We start from the raw sequence: 18,805 nt of genomic DNA, 5'->3' as shown, positions 1-18,805 counted from the left end.
TCCGTTAGGATTGCTTTGTTTTGGAACGAGAGAGGAACGGACTGATGTCGATCTTCGTGCTTGGAATTGACCTTGGCAAGAAGGTGTGCAGCCTCGTCGGGTTGGATAAAGCTGGTGCCGTGTTCTGCGTCGGCGCGTTCGTCGTGGCGGCGTTGCGGATTTCGTCGGCAGGCTGCCGGCTTGCATTGTGGCAATGGAAGCATGCTGCGGCGCGCATCACCTCGGTCGGGTGCTCGGCGCCATGGGTCACACGGTCCGACTGATGTCGCCGGAATATGTGCGGCCCTATGTGAAGGCGAATAAGAACGACGACCACGATGCCGAGGCGATCGCGGAATCGGCGACGCGGCCGACGATGCGCTTCGTGCCGGTCAAGAGCGAGGTGCAATCGGACACCCAGGCCTTGCATCGGGCGCGCTCGCGTCTGGTGGCGGAGCGCACAGCGCTGATCAACCATCTGCGCGCGCTCTTGCTGGAGCGTGGCATCGTCGTGGCGCAGGGACGGCGCAGGCTGGAGGATGCGCTTTCAGTCTTCGCCGACGAAGACGATCCCCTGCTATCGCCGCGCATGCGGGTTCTGATCGAGGACTTGCGCGCCGAATGGCGTAACCTAGATGAGCGGATCGCCGCCTTCGATGCGGAGTTCGCGCACATGGCGCGCGAGGACGAAGCGGCCCATCGCCTTGCGACGATCCCCGGGATTGGCGCCATCAACACCACCGCACTGACGGCCGCGGTCGGTGATGCTCGCAGCTTCGGGCGCGGCCGTGACCTTGCCGCCTGGCTTGGCCTGACGCCTCAGCAGGCGACCACCGGAGGCAAGCCGCGATTGCTTGGCATATCCAAATGCGGCAACCGGTACCTCCGGGCGAACCTGATCCACGGTGCGCGGGCGGTGCTGCCGCGCATCATGGCCCAGGACCCGCCATTGGGGCGCTGGGCGCGTAGGCTGTCGGAACGGGCGCACAAGAAGGTCGTCGTGGTCGCGCTGGCGACCAAGCTGGCACGCATCGCCTGGGCGGTGCCGCGCAAGGATCGCGGTTTCGATCCGGCGATCGCGGCGGCATCGGTACAGGGCTCTCACCGGCACTTGAACCGGCGGGCGTGCCTGTCTGCGGGTGGTGAAAGGAAGATGGCCTGACAGTTGAACGGCAGCCTGGAAACCTGAAACCTTGAACGCTCGATCGAGACCGCTGTGATTATGAGGAGCAGGCTGCGCGGATCCCCATCTTGGCCGGGACAGATCCCGAGACCGGATACGTTGACGCAGACTGAACAGAGCAATCTTCAATACACCCTTGCGGACGGGGCGGCCCATACGTTCAGGGTCTCTGAGGGGGACCCGTCATGAATCGCGAATATTTCTGGCTCAGCGATGAGCAGTTTGGGCTGCTTGAACCGCATCTGCCGACCGACACCCGAGGCAAGCCGCGCGTCGATGATCGCCGCGTGATCAGCGGCATCATCCATGTGGTGAAGAGCGGCGCACGCTGGGTCGACGCTCCGTCGGTCTATAGACCGCGCAAGACTCTCTACAACCGGTTCCAGCGCTGGTCGGCCAAGGGGCCTTTGGAGCGCCATTGTCCATGCTCTCGCCAACGCAGGGGGGCCTCCGGCCGAGCGTTTCATCGACTCATCGGCGGTAAGGGCGCATCGCTGTGCGGCCGGCGGCAAAGGGGCGAGCAAAATCAGGCCATCGGTCGTCGAGAGGCGGACGGACCACCAAAATCCATGCCCTGACGGATGGATTGTGCCGGCCGGTCGCCTTTCTCCTGACCGGCGGCCAGGTAGCCGACTGCACTGCCGGGGCGCTGCTGATCGAACAGATGCCGGCGGCGCCAATCCTGCATGCCGACAAAGGCTATGACAGCAATGCCATCCGGGAGCAGGCTCGCGGACGCGGCGCCTTGGCCAATATCCCGCCCAAGGCGAACCGGAAATGGAAGAACTGCTTCTCGCCCTTCCTCTACAGAGACCGCAATGCGATTGAGCTCATGTTCTGTCGTATCAAGGACTTCCGCCGCATCGCAACCCGCTACGATCGGCTCGCCCGGAACTTCCTCGCCGCCGTCTGCATCGCCGCAACCGTCAGAACTGGTTATGAGATGCCGTAACGGGGCCTGCCGTTACACCTTGCAATGCTTCGGGCGAACCGCAGCCATCCCCGTGTCAGGATTGGATGGAGACGGATGACATGAAGCTTTTTGTAGGATTGGACGTATCTCTCGCCAGTTCGTCGGTCTGCGTGATCAGCGAACATGGCAAGATCGTGAAGGAGGCCCAGGTTCCGAGTGAACCGGAGGCACTCCACGACTTCCTTCAAGCCTTGGGCAACGAGATAGAAGTGATCGGATTGGAGGCTGGCCCGCTGTCACAATGGTTGCATCGGCGATTGACAGAGGCCGGGTTCGAACTCGTGCTCATGGAAACCCGACAGGTGAAAGGGGCGCTGATGGCGATGCCGGTCAAGACGGATCGCCGGGATGCGGAGGGTATTGCGCGACTTCTGCATCTGGGCTGGTTCCGTCCGGTGCACTGCAAATCCATCTCGGCGCAGGAGGTTCGCGCCCTGCTCGGTGCGCGCAAGGCCATCCAGCAGGGCATGATAGCTCTCAAGATGTCGCTGCGCGGCCTGCTTCGGAACTTTGGCCTGAAAGTAGGGGCGATCTCACGTGGCCGTTTTGACCTACGGGTGCGCGAATTGGTGGATGGCAATGCCAAGCTCAAGGCGGCGAGCGATCCCATGCTGAGGGCCAGAGCCGCCCTGCGCGGCGAACCGGCTGCGCTCGAACGGTCGGTTCGACTGCTCGCCAATGAGGACCCGGTGTGCAGATTGCTGATGACCATGCCCGGAGTAGGCGCCGTGGTCGCGCTGGCTTCCGATCCGCAATCGATGATCCCGCCCGTTTCTTTTCTTCCAAGAAAGTCGGCCCTTGGGTCGGGCTCACACCATCTCGGCATCAGTCGGGAGAGCGTGACGCGACAGGTGGTATCACCCGTGCGGGCGACACCAATCTATGCAGGGCCCTGTGCCAAGCGGCTACAGTGATGATGAACCGCGGGACGCCCCTCATGGCTCAGGACGTGGGCTGTACAAGTCAAGAAACGGCGAGGCACGAAAAGGCGATGATTGCCCTGGGCCGTCGGATCGGTGTTGTGCTCCATCGCATGTGGAGCGATGCCACAGAGTTCCGGATCGATGCTGCGGCGTAGACCGCCCGAGCATGACAGATCAAATGCTTGCAGGAGCGCTCAACTGATGGCTGCATGACCGCAGCCCTTCGAGGTCCCTACCGGGACGCGGTCCCCGATGATGCCGTGGTCAGGACTGTCGCCGGCCTCCGGTCGCGTACCGCACTGACCAGCATCATGATGGCAGACATCGCGCTGCCCACGGACCGAAGCATGAACCCCGGGGTGGCCTCAGAAGAAGGGATGCGATCCAGCGCTCTCATCGCGATCACGCGCTCGGAATGAACAGTCCTCAATCGGCCGGCACAGAGTGTTGCCGAACCGCTCGCTGCGTCTCTTTGGACTTGACTGCACCGGCCCCGTTACCGAAGTCTTGGCCCTACGGACGGCAAAGAAGTCGGTAATACAGTGCCCACAGCGCTATGAAAGGGCACGTCGGGCGGGAGGGTGCTTCAGTAGCGGATCGCGCTCGAGGGAACATAGCTGGAAGTCGCCAGGTCCGACAGGCGGGTGAGGCCCAGCCTGTATTCGTCATCGGTCACTGGCGAACTCAGCGACAGTCTGACAGCCTGGGGTGCCGACGCTCGTCCAACTGTGAACCGATCCGCCTCGATGCAGCTCACCGAAGCCGCCCGCGCGGCGCTGACGAACTCGCCGGCCCGCCATGTTTCGGGTAGGTGGAGGAATACGAAGGGGCTGGGTGACGCATCCTCCGGGATGAGGTGTCCAAAAGCGCTTCGTGCTAGCGCCCAGCGGTGGCGCATTTCCTCGGCCTGCCAGTTACAGAGCTTCTTTAGAATTCCGCGCCGAAGCCATTCCGCTGCGATCTCCGCCTGCAGAAAGGGCCCGCCGAGTGTCACCGAATGCTTGACGCCCTCCAGCATCTGAATGTGGGCGCTTGGGCAGCTCATGAAGCACACTCGCATAGCGGGCGCGACGTATTTGGACAGGCTGTAGAGATGGAAGGTGCGTTCCGGCGCCAGATTAGAAATTGACGTGGGGCGCTGGCCTGATAGCAATGCGGCGAAGGGATCGTCCTCAATGATGAGAAGGTCGTTACTGCGAGCTACATCCACAATGGCCTGGCGCCGCTCCAGCGACATCGTTGCACCGGTCGGATTCTGCAGCGTCGGGCTCACGAACAGGAGGCGAGCCTTCGAACTGCGGGCGAGTTCGTTGAATTCGTCCGGCGTGATGCCTTCCGTATCCATCGGCGTCGCTACCATGCGGTGGTTCCGCAACCTTAGCATGTGCGCTAAGCCGAGATATGTAGTCTCCTCCACCAGCACTGGATCCCCCGGCTGCGTAAGCATGCTAAGCAGGATTAGGAACGCTTCCTGAGCGCCACGCGTGATGGTGATGTTTTCGCTTTCGCAAGCATCGCCGAGAGATTCGATCCACGCTGCGCCGAGGTCGCGGTGTGCGCGGTAGCCAAGGTCGGGCGCATAGCCCGACAGGGAGCGTTCCACGATCTTCGTGCCAATGTGGGCAAACACACTGGTGAAAGCCTGCTTGCGCAATGCAGACTCGGTGAGCGGAGTGGCCAGCAGCAGTCCGAAATTCACCAGGTGGTTGGATTCTTCCCGCAGCACGAGCGGCCGCCTGCTATCGGCTATCTCGCGCACCCGCGTACCGTGCCCTACCTTGGAATAGACCATTCCCCATTCTCCGGCGATCTGGTAAGCGCGGGCCACCGTCGCTACCGTCACTCCGGCCTTCCAGGCCATGTCCCTGTGTGAAAGCAAGCGCTCCCCCGGCGCGAGTTCGCTCGACTGCACCGCGGCCCTTATTGCTTCGGCGAGGGCCCGATATCGATAGCCGCTCGCCTTCGACAGGTCCGGCACCCAGTCCTTCACTTGCTACTCCTACTGTGGTTCGGCTTTGGAAAACGCTCCACGAGCCGTCGTGTTCGACCCGAATCTCGCCCATTCATCCTCATTAAAGTGGAATGGTGTCAATAGTCAAATTGACATTGTGGCATGGTCGTCGCAGATCTTGATGCTCGCCACTTTGGATTATGTCCGGCAGACGTCATACTCCTGCCTTCCGAGCGGCTTGGTAGCAGAGTTTTTCCTTTTTGCGACACCTAGATGGAGGAACAGATGCCCGATCCGTTCCAGGTGAGTCTGGCGCAGATCGAGATTGTCGCTCTCGATCCGGATAGCAACCGGGGCAGGATTCTTGAGATCGCCGAGGCTGAGGCGGCGTCGGGTTCCCGCCTAATCCTGTTTCCGGAACTCGCGATCACAGGATATGTGGAACCGCTGGTTCCCGGTACCCCGGTCGGGCTTGGGCTTGCCGGCTTCAGGGATTATGCCGCACGCTTGCACGAGGCATCCGAAACTTTGGAAGGGCCAACAATAAGCGATCTTGCGACCATTGCTCGCCAGCATGATTCCCACATCGTCATTGGCATGGCGCTGCGTGATGCCCTGATATCCGGTCGATTGACCAATGCTTCAGTGCTGATCGGGCCTGACGGCGCATCCTGCGTCTATCATAAAGTGCATCTTTGGCAGAACGAAAAACTGCTGTTTGCGGCCGGTCAGGATTTCCCGGTCGCGACCACTCCGATCGGTCGGATTGGCATGCAGGTCTGCTATGACATCCGCTTCCCCGAGGCGACGCGGGCTCTCGCGCTTTTGGGCGCGGAGGTCGTGACAAATGTCTGGGCCTCGTTCAGGCCAGAGAACGAAGACCCGCTAGACGCTGCGCAGTTCCATCATCGCGTCTTTACGCGCGCGCAAGAAAATGGAGTGTACTTTCTCAGTTGCAACCGCGTCGGTGTTCAGAGCGGCCACTGCTTCCTGGGAAACAGCGTGGTGGCCGCTCCCGATGGCCGGATAGTGGCTTCTGCTGATAGTGAGAGCGAAGAGGTCCTGCGCGCAAAGATCGACCTTGAAGAGGTCATTCGGTATCGCAGTTTCTTCAATCTCTGGAACGACCGGCGTCCCTATCTTTATGGAAGCTTGACGCTGCAACGGTGACTTCGTCGGGCCTTGATCACTGTCGCCTGCACACTCAGAGATCGACAAAGCGCTGGACATAGACCAAGCGGGGCCCCGCGCCTTCTCAAGCAGCACAATGCACCGCCTGATCGCCGGCTCGCTCACCGGTCGAAAGACCAAATCCTTCAGTCGAAGCGCCTCGATGAAAGTTCACGCGTTGGCCCGATAACAGTACCATCAACGCTCCAAGGAGCAACTGAATTTGATAGGCCCAATTCAGCTTAATGACCAAGTGGCGTGGAGCGCACCCCATTTTGACCGGACAGGCGGCATAGCCGATAGGCATAGGCATGCGCCTATGAGTACGACTATGTCCAAGAGTTCCGATGAGCCGTTTCGGCGGGTCGAAGTTATCACCTTGGTGCAGCGCCGCCGGCGCTGGTCCGTCGCCGAGAAGGTTCGGCTGGTGGAGGAAGCCATGCAGCCGGGCATCAGCGTTTCCTACGTGGCACGACGCGCCGGTATTTCCCCCTGCCAGCTCTTCGCCCGGAAACGCCGCATGCTCGAGGGCGGCCATGCCGCCGTTCAGGCCGACGAAGATGTTGTGGGCTCTTCCCAGGTCCGCGAGCTGGAGAAGCGGGTGCGCGATCTCGAGAGCATGCTGGGCAAGAAGACCATGGAAGCCGAGATTCTCAAGGAAGCCCTTGACCTCGCTCGCCCCAAAAAACGGTCGTCGCCGTTGCTGTCGTGGAGCGATCCCGAGGGCGATTCCCAATGAGCGCGATTGCCAGAACGCTGGGCGTCTCCCGGTCGAATCTAATTAACCGCAGCAGCAAGCCCTCCATGCCGCGTGGGCCCTATCGCAAGCGTTGTTGCCCTGCGTTCCAACATCCGCTGGTGCTCAGATCATCTGGAAATCCATGCCCGCAATGGCGAGGTCGTCCGCATCGTCTTCGTCATCGATGCTTGCGACCGAGAGATCATTGCCTGGTCGGCGGTCGCCAATGCTGGCATCTCCGGCCAGATGGTCCTTGACCTGATGATCGCGGCGGTCGAGCGACGCTTCCAGACCCTCAAGGTTCCGCACCGACTGGAATGGCTCTCTGACAATGGCAGCGCCGATATCGCCCGCCAGACTGCACAGATGGCCGCGGCCCTCGGCATCGGCCTACTCTACACCCCGGTTCGAAGCCCACAGAGCAACGGCATGTCCGAGGCCTTCATCAAACCCTGAATAGGGACTATGCCTCGATCGTCATCCTCCCAGACGCCGACACCATCCTGGCCTTGCTGCCCAAATGGATCGACGATTATTGTGAGCTCCACCCGCACTCCGGCCTCAAGTTCCGCTCACCTCGCGAGTTCTTGCGCCTCAGTGCCTAAACCCAACCGCCGCATGTCCGGTGAAATGGGAGCCACTCCAGCCGGCTGCTGGATCAGGAGCGAGTGCCGCTTTCCCGAATATTGGACAGCCAGTGGTCGGCAAAATTGGCGTGGAGAAATACCTTGTCCAAAACAATCCCCGATATCGCCAAGCGGTAGTCATGGGCCTCGCGTTGCCGCTACTAAAATGGGCCTGTAGCCGGCGAAAGCGATGGCACGACGATTTTCTCGATCGCCATGCCGATGGTCTCCGCCTGTCCAGAGTTGCTGGCGCTCGAACGGGCCCAACCATCACCGCGTGAACGGCGCTTCCGGCGACGAAACCGATCTCATTGAGTTTCTCCTTGGTCGTGACGAGTGGCGAATGAAACTGAGAACTTCACGGCCACAGATCCCAGAACTGACCAGGACGAAGCCGCAGCAGTGGTTGCCAGCCGCCAGAAGTAGGTCAGTCGATTACGAACAGCTTGCGGGAAACGTTTGACAGGCATTCAACTTGGCCCTCGGTGATCAGGATACTTTCGGTAATTTCGATACCCCAGTCACCGTACCATAGGCCAGTCATGAAGTGGAATGTCATACCTGGGCGCAACTCCGTCTTGTCGCCGTCCCGGAAGCTAGCGGTATTCTCGCCCCATGCTGGCGGATAGCCGAGGCCCATCGAATAGCCGGAGCGGCCGGTCTTGACCAAGCCATAGCGAGCTAACGCGCCAACGTAAGCCTTTGCGATGTCCTCGCAGAAATTACCGGGCACGGCTTTCTCAAGACCAGCCTGCATGCTATCGAGAACGGCTTTCTCAGCGTCGAGTATCTGAGGGGTCGGCTTCCCGAGGTAATAAGTCCTGGCAAGGGGGCAGTGATACCGTTTGTGAACACCCGCGAGTTCAAAGAAAATGCTTTCGTTGGGTCGGATTGGGCGGTCGCTCCACGTGAGGTGGGGGGCAGACGCATCCGCGCCGGCGCCGATGTTAGGCACGGCGGCCGGATAGTCCCCCCAGTAGTCTCCCACGCCGCGCGTTCCCGCATGCGTCAATTCCGCAACTACATCCGACTGCTTCACGCCAGGGCGCAGCACTTCGGAAACGCGTTGGTACATAGCTTCGACGACCTTGCCAGCACCGCGCATATATTCGATTTCTCGTTGTGATTTTACAATGCGCTCCCAGTTGATCAGTCGGTCAGCGTTTTTGAACGTTGCGTTAGGGAGCGCTGCTGAAAGAACCTCATATGATAAGGCAGAAAAGTAGTAGTTATCCTTTTCGACGCCGATGGTCGCCGTGCCATGCCCCTCTTGAGTGATGATCTGACCGAGAACCATCATAGGATGCAACGTGTCGGACTGGACGTATTGGTCTTCGTACCACCTTATCCGATCCTCGCCAATGTAGGCCGTCCGGCGGCAACCGTTGGCGTCCATTTCGCGGCCGAACCAGAGAGGGTCCTTGTCCTTGGATACAACAACGCATTGAGGGACGTAGAAGGCGTTGCCGTCGTATCCAGTAAGCCAATTCATGTTGGCCGGATCCGTAACGACCAGGAGATCGACGCCCGCCTGCTCGATTGCCTTGCGCGCCTTTTCAAGACGTGTTCTGTATTCAGACACTTCAAACCTAAGCATTTCTGCAATCCTTCAACATTCCAAGCCGCGACTGATCGGCTGTATACCTTGTGGTTGCTCACTCCCAAACGCGCATCCGGGGACAATGGACCTGGTCGTTGCTGATCCAGATCTGCATTCTGTGGATGGCAGTATGTCCCCTCCCTCAGTGCTTCAAGATCTGGCTGAGGAAGAGCTTTGTTCTTTCGTGTTGTGGATTGGTGAAGAAGTCGTGCGGCTTGCCTTCTTCGACGATGTGGCCTGTATCCATAAAGATCACCCGGTCGGCAACGGATCGTGCGAAACCCATCTCGTGGGTGACGCAGACCATGGTCATGCCGTCACGCGCGAGACTGGTCATCGTCTCGAGCACTTCAGCGACCATCTCCGGATCGAGCGACGAGGTCGGCTCGTCGAAGAGCATCACGGCAGGCTCCATGCAGAGGGAACGGGCAATTGCAACGCGCTGCTGCTGGCCTCCGGAGAGCTGGCCCGGAAATTTGTTCGCCTGCTCCGGTATGCGCACGCGCTCGAGGAATTTGAGGGCGAGCCTCCTAGCCTCGGCCTCGGGCACGCCTTTGATCCACATCGGGCCACACATGCAGTTCATCAGCACCGTCATATGCGGGAAGAGGTTGAAGTGCTGGAACACCATGCCGACGTTCTTGCGAACTTCACCCACGTCGCGCATCTTGCTGTGCAACCTGATCCCGTTTACGGTGATCTCGCCCTCCTGGTGCGCCTCGAGCCGATTGAAGCAGCGGATCAGCGTCGACTTTCCCGATCCGGAAGGGCCGCAGATGACGACGCGTTCGCCTTTGCGGACGGTGAGGTTGACATCAGTCAGTGCTTTGAAGGCGCCGTACCACTTCGAGACATTCCTGGCTTCGATGACTGTGTCGCTCACTGCCGCTTGCCTCTGGCTCGATGACTTTCGATCCGAGCTTGACTCTGGATACGGCATATCGGCAGGCGCCTTAGAGTACCAGTTTGGACCGCCCTTCACTTGAACTATGCTGTCGACGGTCATCGCACCTTGCTCCTGGCAAAATAGCACTCGATCCTGGATTGAATCAGCTCGAGGCAGATGGACAGAATCCAATAGATAATTGCCACCGCTATCAGCATCTCCATGTGATTAAAGGTTTCTTGGCCAAGTGTGCGAGCAAGGAACGTCAGCTCTGACACGCCGAGGACCGAGAGCAGCGAGCTGTTCTTCAGCATCGCGATGAACTCGTTTCCCATGGGGGGAATGATCACGGGAAGCGCCTGCGGCAGGATGATTTTGCGCATGGTGAGCCCAAAGCCGAAACCCATAGACCGGGATGCCTCCCACTGGCCGCGGTCGATGCTTTGGATACCAGCGCGGAAGATTTCCGTCATGTACGCACCAACGCAAAGCGAGAGTGCCAAGATCCCCGAGGGCACGGCATTCATCACAATGCCCAGCTGCGGCAGGCCGAGATAGATCAGATAAATCTGCATGAGAAGCGGCAGACCGCGGAAGAACGAAGTGTAAAAGCTGGCGATCGCGTAGGCAAAGCCGTTGCTGGACAGTTTCGCAATGGCGGCAATGATCGCGATAAGCGACGCGAAAACGAGTGAAATCGCCGAAACATAGATTGTCGTCACTACCCCCTGCGTGATCAGGAAGGGCAGGTTCTTCCAGATGAAGGGCATGCTTAAGTCAAATGACTCGAAGAACGCCAGAAACAGGATCAGCAGTTCGAACCATACGACGCCGATCTGCACCTTGAGCGGCGCAAAACCGATCAGCACGAGGTTGAAGCAGAAAATAACGGCAATCACAAAAGCAATCGCGAAGCGCCCGTAAAAGCCGCTCGTCAGCGGATCGCCGATGACCGGCCGCATGAGCTCGCCCATGGTGGTGCCCGTGAGGTTGAACATAAGAAAAACCGCGAGCACAACTGCGAACATCGAGGCGATGAACCACGGCTTGTGGACGAGAACCTCGGATTCGACTGTATCCTGGTAGAGCATGAGCAGCCTTTTTATAAAAGAAAGCGGCCCGGACCAGCCTGGGCCGCCACAGCTTCGCGACCGTTATTCTTCAACGGAGTAGTCCACCCCATACCACTTCATCGATAGCTTGGAGAGCGTGCCATCATCCCTCATGCTCTTGATGGCGACCGCAATCTTGTCACTAAATTCCTTGTCGCCAGGTTCGATTGCAATAGCGCCAGGATAGGAGAACAGAGCGCCGCCGATTTCCTTCAATGGATAGCCGGCGTCGATTGCATTGACCGCCAGCGTTTTGTCAGTGACGACCGCATCAAGACGAACACCATCGCCGAGGCGAAGGTCGTCAAGCGCAACATTGGTGCTGTCGTAGGTCTTCACCTCCCCCGGCTTGAATTGGTATTCAATTGGCTTAGCGTCAATCCAGTCCGGTGTCAGGTTGTGACGGGCATAAAACTCTGAGGTCGTGTTTGCTGTGGCACCGACTACCTTGCCGTCGAGATCGGAAAGCTTGGTCGCCTTGCTATCTTTGTGAACAACAGCGACTGCCACGCCGTAGATGTAGAACGCAGGGAAAGCAAACTTTTCAGCCCGAGCCTTAGTCGGCACCATCTGACCCAGAGCCATGTCCCAACGGCCCTGCCACCTGCCTGCGGCTATGACATCCCAGCCCGGCGTCACAAACTCGACCTGCACGCCCAGATGTTCCGCGATGCCCTTGGCGACATCTATATCATAACCGTCAAGCTCGCGTTTGTCGTTTAGGAATGACATTTTCCCCCAATCCGTCCCAGCCGCCACTTTCAGCGTCTTTGTGGCGAGCACTTTGTCGAGTACGCCGCCGGCATTGGCCGTGGTCGCCGAAGCCACAGATCCAATTGCGATTGATGCCGCAGCTGCCATCATCGTCACCAGCTTGTTCATCGCTGTTCCCCTGTGGTGGTGGATATTAGTCTTTGACACGGGCTCATCCCGAACCTGAAATGCGGATTTGGACCCAAGAACCCGATCAGTCTCCCTGAACGGTGCCTGCTCAATTAAAGCTAGCCCATCCCGACCTGGTTTGCAACAGATGTTTTCTTTATGAGGTTTGTGATGCAAACGGATCAAACCAGAGCAGCTACGGTCCTTGTCCCCCAACTCAGTGTTGTTGCTGCCGGGCGAAGGCGCCGACCCCCAGGGGTCGGCGCCTGCGCCCGCATCCGCCGCCCTGCCGCAGTCAGCAGGATTCAACCACCGTCAAGTGGCAGCGGATGCGAGATGGCGACCTTGCCGTTCGTGGCCATCACGCGCGAGCGCCCCGGGGTACTGGAAATCGCGGTTCATCTCAGGTCCGAAAGAAAGTATGCCCGGTCGCAAGTTCTTATCCTGGCTGCGTGCACTCGGAGTACCGGGCCCCCGAACAGTTCAAAGTTCCCTTTGAAAGTCCCATGCGGTCACGGCCTGCGGAAACTCAAAATCACATTAGCCATAGATATCGATAGCGGGCGCGGCATCATCCGGTCCCGGTCATTGCTCATGGACATGCCTTTGCGCGCTATGTTTATCGGGCGACGCAATAGGCGACCGCGGCATCCAAGGCATCGCCTAGACGCTCCACAATCGTGTCGATCTGGCCGGCGTTTACGATAAACGGGGGCGCGAGCAAGATGTGATCGCCTCGCACGCCATCAATCGTGCCTCCCATCGGGTACACCATCAGCCCGCGCGCCATAGCTTCTCGTTTCACGGCAGCATTCACTTTCCACGCCGGATCAAACGGCGACTTATCCGAGCGCTCGGCCACGATTTCTATGGCACGAAAGAGACCGCGTCCGCGGATGTCGCCGACATGATGATGATTGCTGAACCGCTCACGAAGCCGCCGGTTGAGCAGTTCGCCCATCTGTATGACGTTGTCGAGGAGGCGATGCTCCCGGATGACGTCCTGCACTGCAAGAGCGGCCGCCGCTGCCATTGGGTGCCCCATGTAGGTGTGGCCATGCTGGAAGAAGCCTGATCCGGAAGCGAAGGCGTCGTAGATGTGGTGTCCGAACAGCACCGCGCCGATCGGCTGATAGCCGCCGCCCAGCCCCTTCGCGATCGCGACCATGTCAGGCACGATGCCTTCCTGCTCGAAAGCGTGCAGAGTCCCGGTGCGCCCCATCCCGCACATGACTTCGTCGAGGATCAAGAGAACGCCGTAGCGATCACAGATCTCGCGGATCCTTTTGAAATAGCCGTCCACCGGCGGCACTGCACCGGCCGTCGCGCCAACGACTGTCTCCGCGACAAATGCGATCACTTCGTCTGGGCCGAGTTCGAGAATTCTCGCTTCGAGCTCGGTGGCAAGACGTTCTCCATACTGAATCTCGCTCTCAGCAGGCAAGCGCCCACGATATGGATAGCACGGCGCAATGTGGTGGGTTTCGATAAGCAGCGGCCTGAACTGGGCCCGGCGCCATTCATTGCCGCCGGCGGCCAGCGCTCCCAACGTATTGCCATGGTAGCTCTGACGGCGGGCGATGACATGTCTGCGCCGGTCTTGCCCCTTCTCGACGAAGTACTGCCGCGCCATTTTCAGCGCCGCCTCCATCGCTTCCGACCCCCCGCTGACGAGATAGACGTAGTCGATGCCATCCGGCGAATCAGCAACGAGGCGGTCCGCCAGCCGCTCGGCGACTTCCGTTGTAAAAAAGCCCGTATGAGCGTACGCGAGTTTGTCGAGTTGAGCGTGCAGCGCCGCGAGCACCTCCGAATGACCATGGCCAAGACATGACACCGCGGCGCCACCGGAGGCGTCAACGTATGCCTTGCCATCGGCATCGAACAACTCAATCCCACGTCCGCCTACGGCTACTGCTAGGTCTGCATGGATCAAGCGGTGCAAAACTTTGGTCATAAGTGGCTCGCACGGGAAAGGAAGTCGACGTTCATAAAAAGTCCAGGAACATATGGCGGCTCGCCCATTGCTGTCGGACCGGGCCTTAGCCTCTCGCTGTCGGCGACAATAGCAAAATCAGCCTGAATTGCAACATATGTTTCACTACTTGTCGAGTGCGCCGAGTGGATCAATATGGCGGTCGTCGTTCGGTCATGCCTCTGCCGACCGCGCTGTTGAGGACTCGGTGAGAAGGATACGAACATCCAAGACGGGCCAGACCGTTTGGATAGGCCTTGGCATTGGCAACGATCTCTGTGCCACGAGATTAAGAAAGGCTTCCTCCGCCTCATGTTCATCCGCAGCCAGCAAAGCCGGAGCGAGATCCGGCCCGGACTCTTGCAGGCTGGCTCGCCCTTCGTGCTCCAAATCTACCCGCCTACCCTCGGCCCACTGCGCAAGAACCTGTTCGAATACTTTTGCCGTGCCCCGCTCGGTTTGGCGGTAACGCTGCAAAAGCGCGGCCCACCTCACCGTCCTCCACAGAGCCTGCATGCACCGCAGGGCGGTTTCCAGAGAGCTGTGCACCAGCAGGCGCGATTTTATTTGCAATATATGTTTCAGAATTGCAGAACTATATGGATCATAATGAAACGCCGCGAGTCGAAATGCGGGCGAGAGCCGCACCTTGACAGAGGTTTGTCTCCCTGTTCGAGAGAAGGGAAACAAAATGAATGTGCGGACGGCGAGAAATGATCGAAGTTGAAAGACCAACCGCAATTTGCGTTGCGCCTAATGGCGGCCGGCTGACCAAGGCTGATCATCCTTCCTTGCCGATCGGACCGGCCGACCTGGCGCAGACAGCACGAGAGTGCCTAGACGCGGGAGCGTGCCTTATCCACGTCCATGTGCGCGGTCGGGACGGGTTACATGTGCTCGACGCACCAGCATATCGGGATGCCATTGATGCAATCGGCCGGGCCGTAGGCGATGAAATGATCATTCAGATCACGAGCGAATCGCTTGGCCGCTACACGCCGCAGGAACAGATTGCGGTTGTTAAGGAAACTCGGCCGGAAGCCGTCTCGCTGGCGCTTCGCGAATTAGTGCCAACGGAAGCTCATGAAATGGAGTTCGCGTCGTTCTTGTCATGGCTCAAGGCCGAGGCCACCGTTCCGCAGATAATCCTATATGATGCTGACGAAATATTGCGCCTGGACGAGTATTACCGCCGTGGTGTGATTCCGTGGAACCAGGTTCCGGTTCTTTTTGTACTTGGACGTTACACCACCGCGCAGAGATCGGACCCTGTGGACCTGTTGCCGTTCCTCAATGGATCGGTGCCCCGTTTTGCTCATTGGAGCGTTTGCGCCTTTGGGGCGCGTGAAGCTGCATGTGTTACTGCAGCGGCTCTTCTCGGCGGGCATGTTCGCGTCGGCTTTGAAAACAATCGCCAGCTGGCGGACGGGAGAATGGCGGACTCCAATGCCGATTTAGTCGCAGGTGTATCAGGAAGCCTCCTAGGACTTGGCCTCCGCAGAGCCAGCGCAACCGACCTGCGGCAGGCTTGGCACGAACTGTGATTCCTCTTCGGGGAACGCCGATTTGACTATCGTGCTTCGCCGCGTTCCTCTCGGCGATCTCCGGGGCTAAAGGAGCGCTGCCACACGAAGGTGAGCTCATGCCGAAATCACTGCCGCCTGTTGTTCATCGGCTCAAACCATCTATCGGTTCGACGCGAGCGGATCGTCGGAATTTGACTGTGAAGGAAGAACGGTGGGGCTCCACGTCAGCCCGAGAAATCACTTGTCAAGCAGTGCAACATACGTTGCACATGCTGAAATGCTACGCTACGTGTAGGTGATGGCTGACGGACCTCTTACCGAGCGATTGATCGCGGGCTTCGACGCCATGTCGGAGCAGTTCCAGTTGGCGGCGCGCTACATTATCGACCAACCACACGACGTCGCGCTGTTGTCCATGCGCGATCAGGCGCGTCTGGCCGGAGTCCAGCCGGCCACCATGACACGACTGGCCAAGTATCTTGGCCTTCGCGGTTACGACGAGCTTCGCCAAATTTACGCTGAGGCCGTTCGCAGTGGCGATGTCGGGTTCGCTGGAAAGGCTGATGCGCAAGCGGTTACTCAGAAGCGCAAAGGCGACCATGGCCTTGCTCGCGAAATTTTTCGAGCCCAAGCGGCCCAGATTGGCCATCTGGCCGATTCGCCTCAACTCGATGCAATCGTATCAACCGCCAGGCGCCTTGCGTCTGCCACGCGTATTTTTTGCATCGGGTTGAGGTCTAGCCATGCGATCGCTTGGCATCTGCACTACATACTGTCCATGATCACAGACAAGGTGGTCATGCTCGACGCGATCGGCGGCACCGGTTCGGACGCGCTGGCCCGCGCCACTCACAAAGATGTGCTCTTCGCGGCAAGTGTGCTTCCGTACACACGCGTCACCGTTGAGATCGCCGAATATGCGCAGCGGCATCGCATTCCGATCGTCGCCATCACCGACAGCGAGGTCGCCCCGCTCGCCCGAGTTGCCGACGATGTCGTTCTTGTCGAGACGAAAAGTCCCTCGTTTTTTCACACGATGACACCGGCGTTCGCGGTCGCTGAAGTGCTTGGCGCGTTGATCGCCGGACAGAGCGCAGATGCTGCGCGCGAGGCTCTACTCCGGTTCGACTCTCACCTTGCGGATTTGAACACACACTTGAAATCGAGGGCGGCTTGGACTCGAAAAGTCGGCTCGTCTCCGTCCGCGTCTTCCATGAGCAAGCAAATGGGTGGCAAGCTGCGCAAAGCAGTCGTGCAGGATCAGGACTGATGTCCACTATGCTCGAGAATTTTTAATTAACATTTCAGCGGGGGTGGCATGCTTAGGGTCACCCACTCCTGCTGGGTTCATGCGACGAGCATCCTCCTCACCGATTGAACCACGCCAAGCTTACTGGAAGCAATTTAGTTTGAGTGACGGCCCATGGGGCGTTGCTCCAGGGAGCGGGTCCTCTCACTGGTTTGACACTGCACCTGGTGAGAAGCATTCGAGCAGTGCGCCGGCCCGCCGCCAGGTATTTTCAATGGTCCGCTCGCCGGCTTTCGGCCTTTCGCATCAGGTGCTTGAGTGTTGCCAAGACCTGTTCAATCGGATTCAGGTCGGGGCTGTAGGGCGGCAGGAATAAAAGGCGGGCTCCGGCGGCTCTGATGGCGGCGCGCACGGCGCGTCCCTTGTGCGACCGAGATTGTCGAGCACGACGACGTCGCCCGGTTCGAGCGTCGGGACCAGAACCTCGGGGACGTAGAGGCGGAACAATTCGCCATTGATCGGATCGTCGATGACCCAAGACGCATACGCGGCCAGTAAGGTCACGTCTTCCAATGACCATGGGGGATCCAGGTTCTCAGGCGTTGACCGCGGGGCGCCCAGCCCCTGAGCGGGCGCCATATTGGTCTTCACCCAGGTCTCGTCGATGAAAACCAGGTGCCTGGCCTCGATCCGTCCCTGATAGGCCATCCAGGCCGGCTCTGCTCCGCGGTTTTTTGAAGCTCAGCCCTTCATGATGGGCAGCCTCCCAGATCGCTCAGTAGTCGACCTTCACACACGCTCGGCCAGTTCCGTCGCCAGCCCCCGCCGGACGAGACGCGCTCGCGCAGCCAGTCCGCATGCCCGCCTGATAGAACGCGCGGCTTGTGGATGCCCACCTTGCAAAGCGGCCGCCACAACGCGGATCGTCTCACCGGCTGCAACCCGCGCCAGCGCGCGTTCACGAAGACATTCGAGTTGGGTTTCGTCATCCATGCCGGCCCTCGCAAATCCCGGCAGGAAATTTGATGAGGTCGTCTAGTCGCCGCGCACCAGGGCCACGGCCGCTCGCTTGTAGCCGAGCCGTTCTTTCAGCTCCAACGCCCAGGTTGGCAGGTGCTGGTAGAGCGATTCAGGATAACCGCGGCCGCCTCGTATATTGTCGCCACGGCGCGAGGGATAGCCGTCATGATCGACCTCGCCGGACTGGTAGCGCCGCGGGGTTAGGCCCCACCCATGCGCCCACGGCGCGCGAGTTCTTGAAGTTCGCCGGATCCTCCACGGTTGCGGCAAAGGCGGTGGCTGTGAGGCGCCGCCGTAGATCGGGTTCTCGATCATCCGGTGGATGGTCGCATAGTTCGGCCTGCGCCACACGACGTCCCCATTGTTGCGCTTGGCGGGCAAATCCAGCCCATGCTCGAGGAACCACATCAGGGCCTGACGGGCGCTGCCAAGTTCAGCGACCTTGTCGAACACAAGAGTGATGGCTTCCTGCACGCGGCGATCATCATGCTTCTCGAGCCGATCGCCAACCTTCACAAAGCCGACAGGGGCTGCAACGACGAGTTCGCCACGGCGGGGCTTTTCGTAGCGGGCCGAGAGCGAACGCTGGCGCAGAAGATCGAGTTCATACTCGTTGAGACTGCCCTTCAATCCCAGCAGCAGGCGATCATTGCCCTGACGTACCTCCTCCTGTCCGGGAGAGCGGTCGCCGTCGACGTGATCGAGAATCAGGCTGACAATCAGCTTCGTCACTGATCGACGCGCCTCGGCGGGCAGCGCCTGCCATTGCGGCGTCTGCACCGTCTCGGCGTCGTTCAGCTTCGAGAACAGATCGAACTGGCATGTCGTGGGCTGGCGCGGCATGATATCTCCCCGATTCGCGTCGTGAGAGCCCAATGCTGCGCCCATCTCCTGCGATTGCGATGGGGTACCGGTGTCCCGGAGCAGTGTCACCAGGGCGCCAAGCGCGGCAAGGTCGACGTGCGGAGCAGTAGTGATACGCCAGCTCGCGCTGGGGGCCCGATCGAACAT

General features: G+C 59.6%; 9 protein-coding genes and 7 pseudogenes. 7 read left to right on the top strand and 9 right to left on the bottom strand.

Features of this window, described 5'->3' with window-relative positions; translation table 11 throughout:
* Nucleotides 1-44: 44 nt before the first annotated feature.
* The 3 pseudogenes from ACWTU8_RS27940 to ACWTU8_RS27930 form a co-directional block, all read left to right on the top strand.
* Nucleotides 45-1,066 (top strand): annotated as a pseudogene (locus ACWTU8_RS27940) (IS110 family RNA-guided transposase); the annotation flags it as partial.
* A gap of 281 nt (nt 1,067-1,347) precedes the next feature.
* A pseudogene (locus tag ACWTU8_RS27935) lies at nt 1,348-2,114 on the top strand (IS5 family transposase).
* Nucleotides 2,115-2,194: 80 nt separating this feature from the next.
* Nucleotides 2,195-3,213, top strand: a pseudogene (locus ACWTU8_RS27930) (IS110 family RNA-guided transposase).
* A 431-nt stretch (nt 3,214-3,644) separates the two neighbouring features.
* Here the strand turns inward: ACWTU8_RS27930 and ACWTU8_RS27925 are convergent.
* On the bottom strand, nt 3,645-5,048 hold the full coding sequence (locus ACWTU8_RS27925) for an aminotransferase-like domain-containing protein (protein ID WP_455850669.1): 1,404 nt from the start codon (nt 5,046-5,048) through the stop codon (nt 3,645-3,647).
* A 246-nt stretch (nt 5,049-5,294) separates the two neighbouring features.
* Here ACWTU8_RS27925 and ACWTU8_RS27920 point away from each other — a divergent pair, with 246 nt between their 5' ends.
* On the top strand, nt 5,295-6,179 hold the full coding sequence (locus ACWTU8_RS27920) for a carbon-nitrogen hydrolase family protein (RefSeq protein WP_455850668.1): 885 nt from the start codon (nt 5,295-5,297) through the stop codon (nt 6,177-6,179).
* Nucleotides 6,180-6,498: 319 nt separating this feature from the next.
* Nucleotides 6,499-7,523, top strand: a pseudogene (locus ACWTU8_RS27915) (transposase).
* A 448-nt stretch (nt 7,524-7,971) separates the two neighbouring features.
* Here ACWTU8_RS27915 and ACWTU8_RS27910 read toward each other — a convergent pair.
* The 5 genes from ACWTU8_RS27910 to ACWTU8_RS27890 all read right to left on the bottom strand — a co-directional run bounded on the left by ACWTU8_RS27910 (nt 7,972) and on the right by ACWTU8_RS27890 (nt 13,981).
* Nucleotides 7,972-9,141, bottom strand: a complete 1,170-nt coding sequence (locus ACWTU8_RS27910; RefSeq protein ID WP_455850667.1) for a M24 family metallopeptidase — start codon at nt 9,139-9,141, stop codon at nt 7,972-7,974.
* A 145-nt stretch (nt 9,142-9,286) separates the two neighbouring features.
* Complete coding sequence (locus ACWTU8_RS27905) at nt 9,287-10,084, bottom strand: amino acid ABC transporter ATP-binding protein (protein WP_455850755.1); 798 nt, start codon at nt 10,082-10,084, stop codon at nt 9,287-9,289.
* 62 nt (nt 10,085-10,146) lie between these two features.
* A complete protein-coding gene (locus ACWTU8_RS27900) occupies nt 10,147-11,121 on the bottom strand; it encodes an amino acid ABC transporter permease (RefSeq protein WP_455850658.1) in 975 nt (324 codons plus the stop codon).
* Between the two features lie 63 nt (nt 11,122-11,184).
* Nucleotides 11,185-12,024: a transporter substrate-binding domain-containing protein gene (locus ACWTU8_RS27895; RefSeq protein ID WP_455850657.1), complete on the bottom strand. Its 840-nt coding sequence runs from the start codon at nt 12,022-12,024 to the stop codon at nt 11,185-11,187.
* A 619-nt stretch (nt 12,025-12,643) separates the two neighbouring features.
* Nucleotides 12,644-13,981 (bottom strand): aspartate aminotransferase family protein, encoded by a 1,338-nt coding sequence (locus tag ACWTU8_RS27890; protein WP_455850666.1) that lies wholly within the window; start codon nt 13,979-13,981, stop codon nt 12,644-12,646.
* 731 nt (nt 13,982-14,712) lie between these two features.
* Between ACWTU8_RS27890 and ACWTU8_RS27885 the strand changes: the two genes are divergently transcribed.
* Both ACWTU8_RS27885 and ACWTU8_RS27880 read left to right on the top strand, forming a co-directional pair.
* Complete coding sequence (locus ACWTU8_RS27885; RefSeq protein WP_455850665.1) at nt 14,713-15,543, top strand: 3-keto-5-aminohexanoate cleavage protein; 831 nt, start codon at nt 14,713-14,715, stop codon at nt 15,541-15,543.
* A gap of 280 nt (nt 15,544-15,823) precedes the next feature.
* Nucleotides 15,824-16,795, top strand: coding sequence for a MurR/RpiR family transcriptional regulator (locus ACWTU8_RS27880; RefSeq protein WP_455850664.1), 972 nt, complete (start codon nt 15,824-15,826; stop codon nt 16,793-16,795).
* A 256-nt stretch (nt 16,796-17,051) separates the two neighbouring features.
* On the opposite strand, the pseudogene ACWTU8_RS27875 reads toward ACWTU8_RS27880, so the two are convergent.
* From ACWTU8_RS27875 to ACWTU8_RS27865, 3 pseudogenes are all read right to left on the bottom strand, one after another.
* Nucleotides 17,052-17,673 (bottom strand): annotated as a pseudogene (locus ACWTU8_RS27875) (IS630 family transposase); the annotation flags it as partial.
* A 252-nt stretch (nt 17,674-17,925) separates the two neighbouring features.
* Nucleotides 17,926-18,080 (bottom strand): annotated as a pseudogene (locus ACWTU8_RS27870) (transposase); the annotation flags it as partial.
* Between the two features lie 59 nt (nt 18,081-18,139).
* A pseudogene (locus ACWTU8_RS27865) lies at nt 18,140-18,637 on the bottom strand (hypothetical protein); the annotation flags it as partial.
* Nucleotides 18,638-18,805 lie beyond the last annotated feature (168 nt).

The sequence above is a fragment of the Mesorhizobium sp. BHbdii genome, from assembly GCF_053848045.1.
Note: the sequence above shows the minus strand (reverse complement) of the source record. Positions and strands in the feature narration are given on the sequence as shown.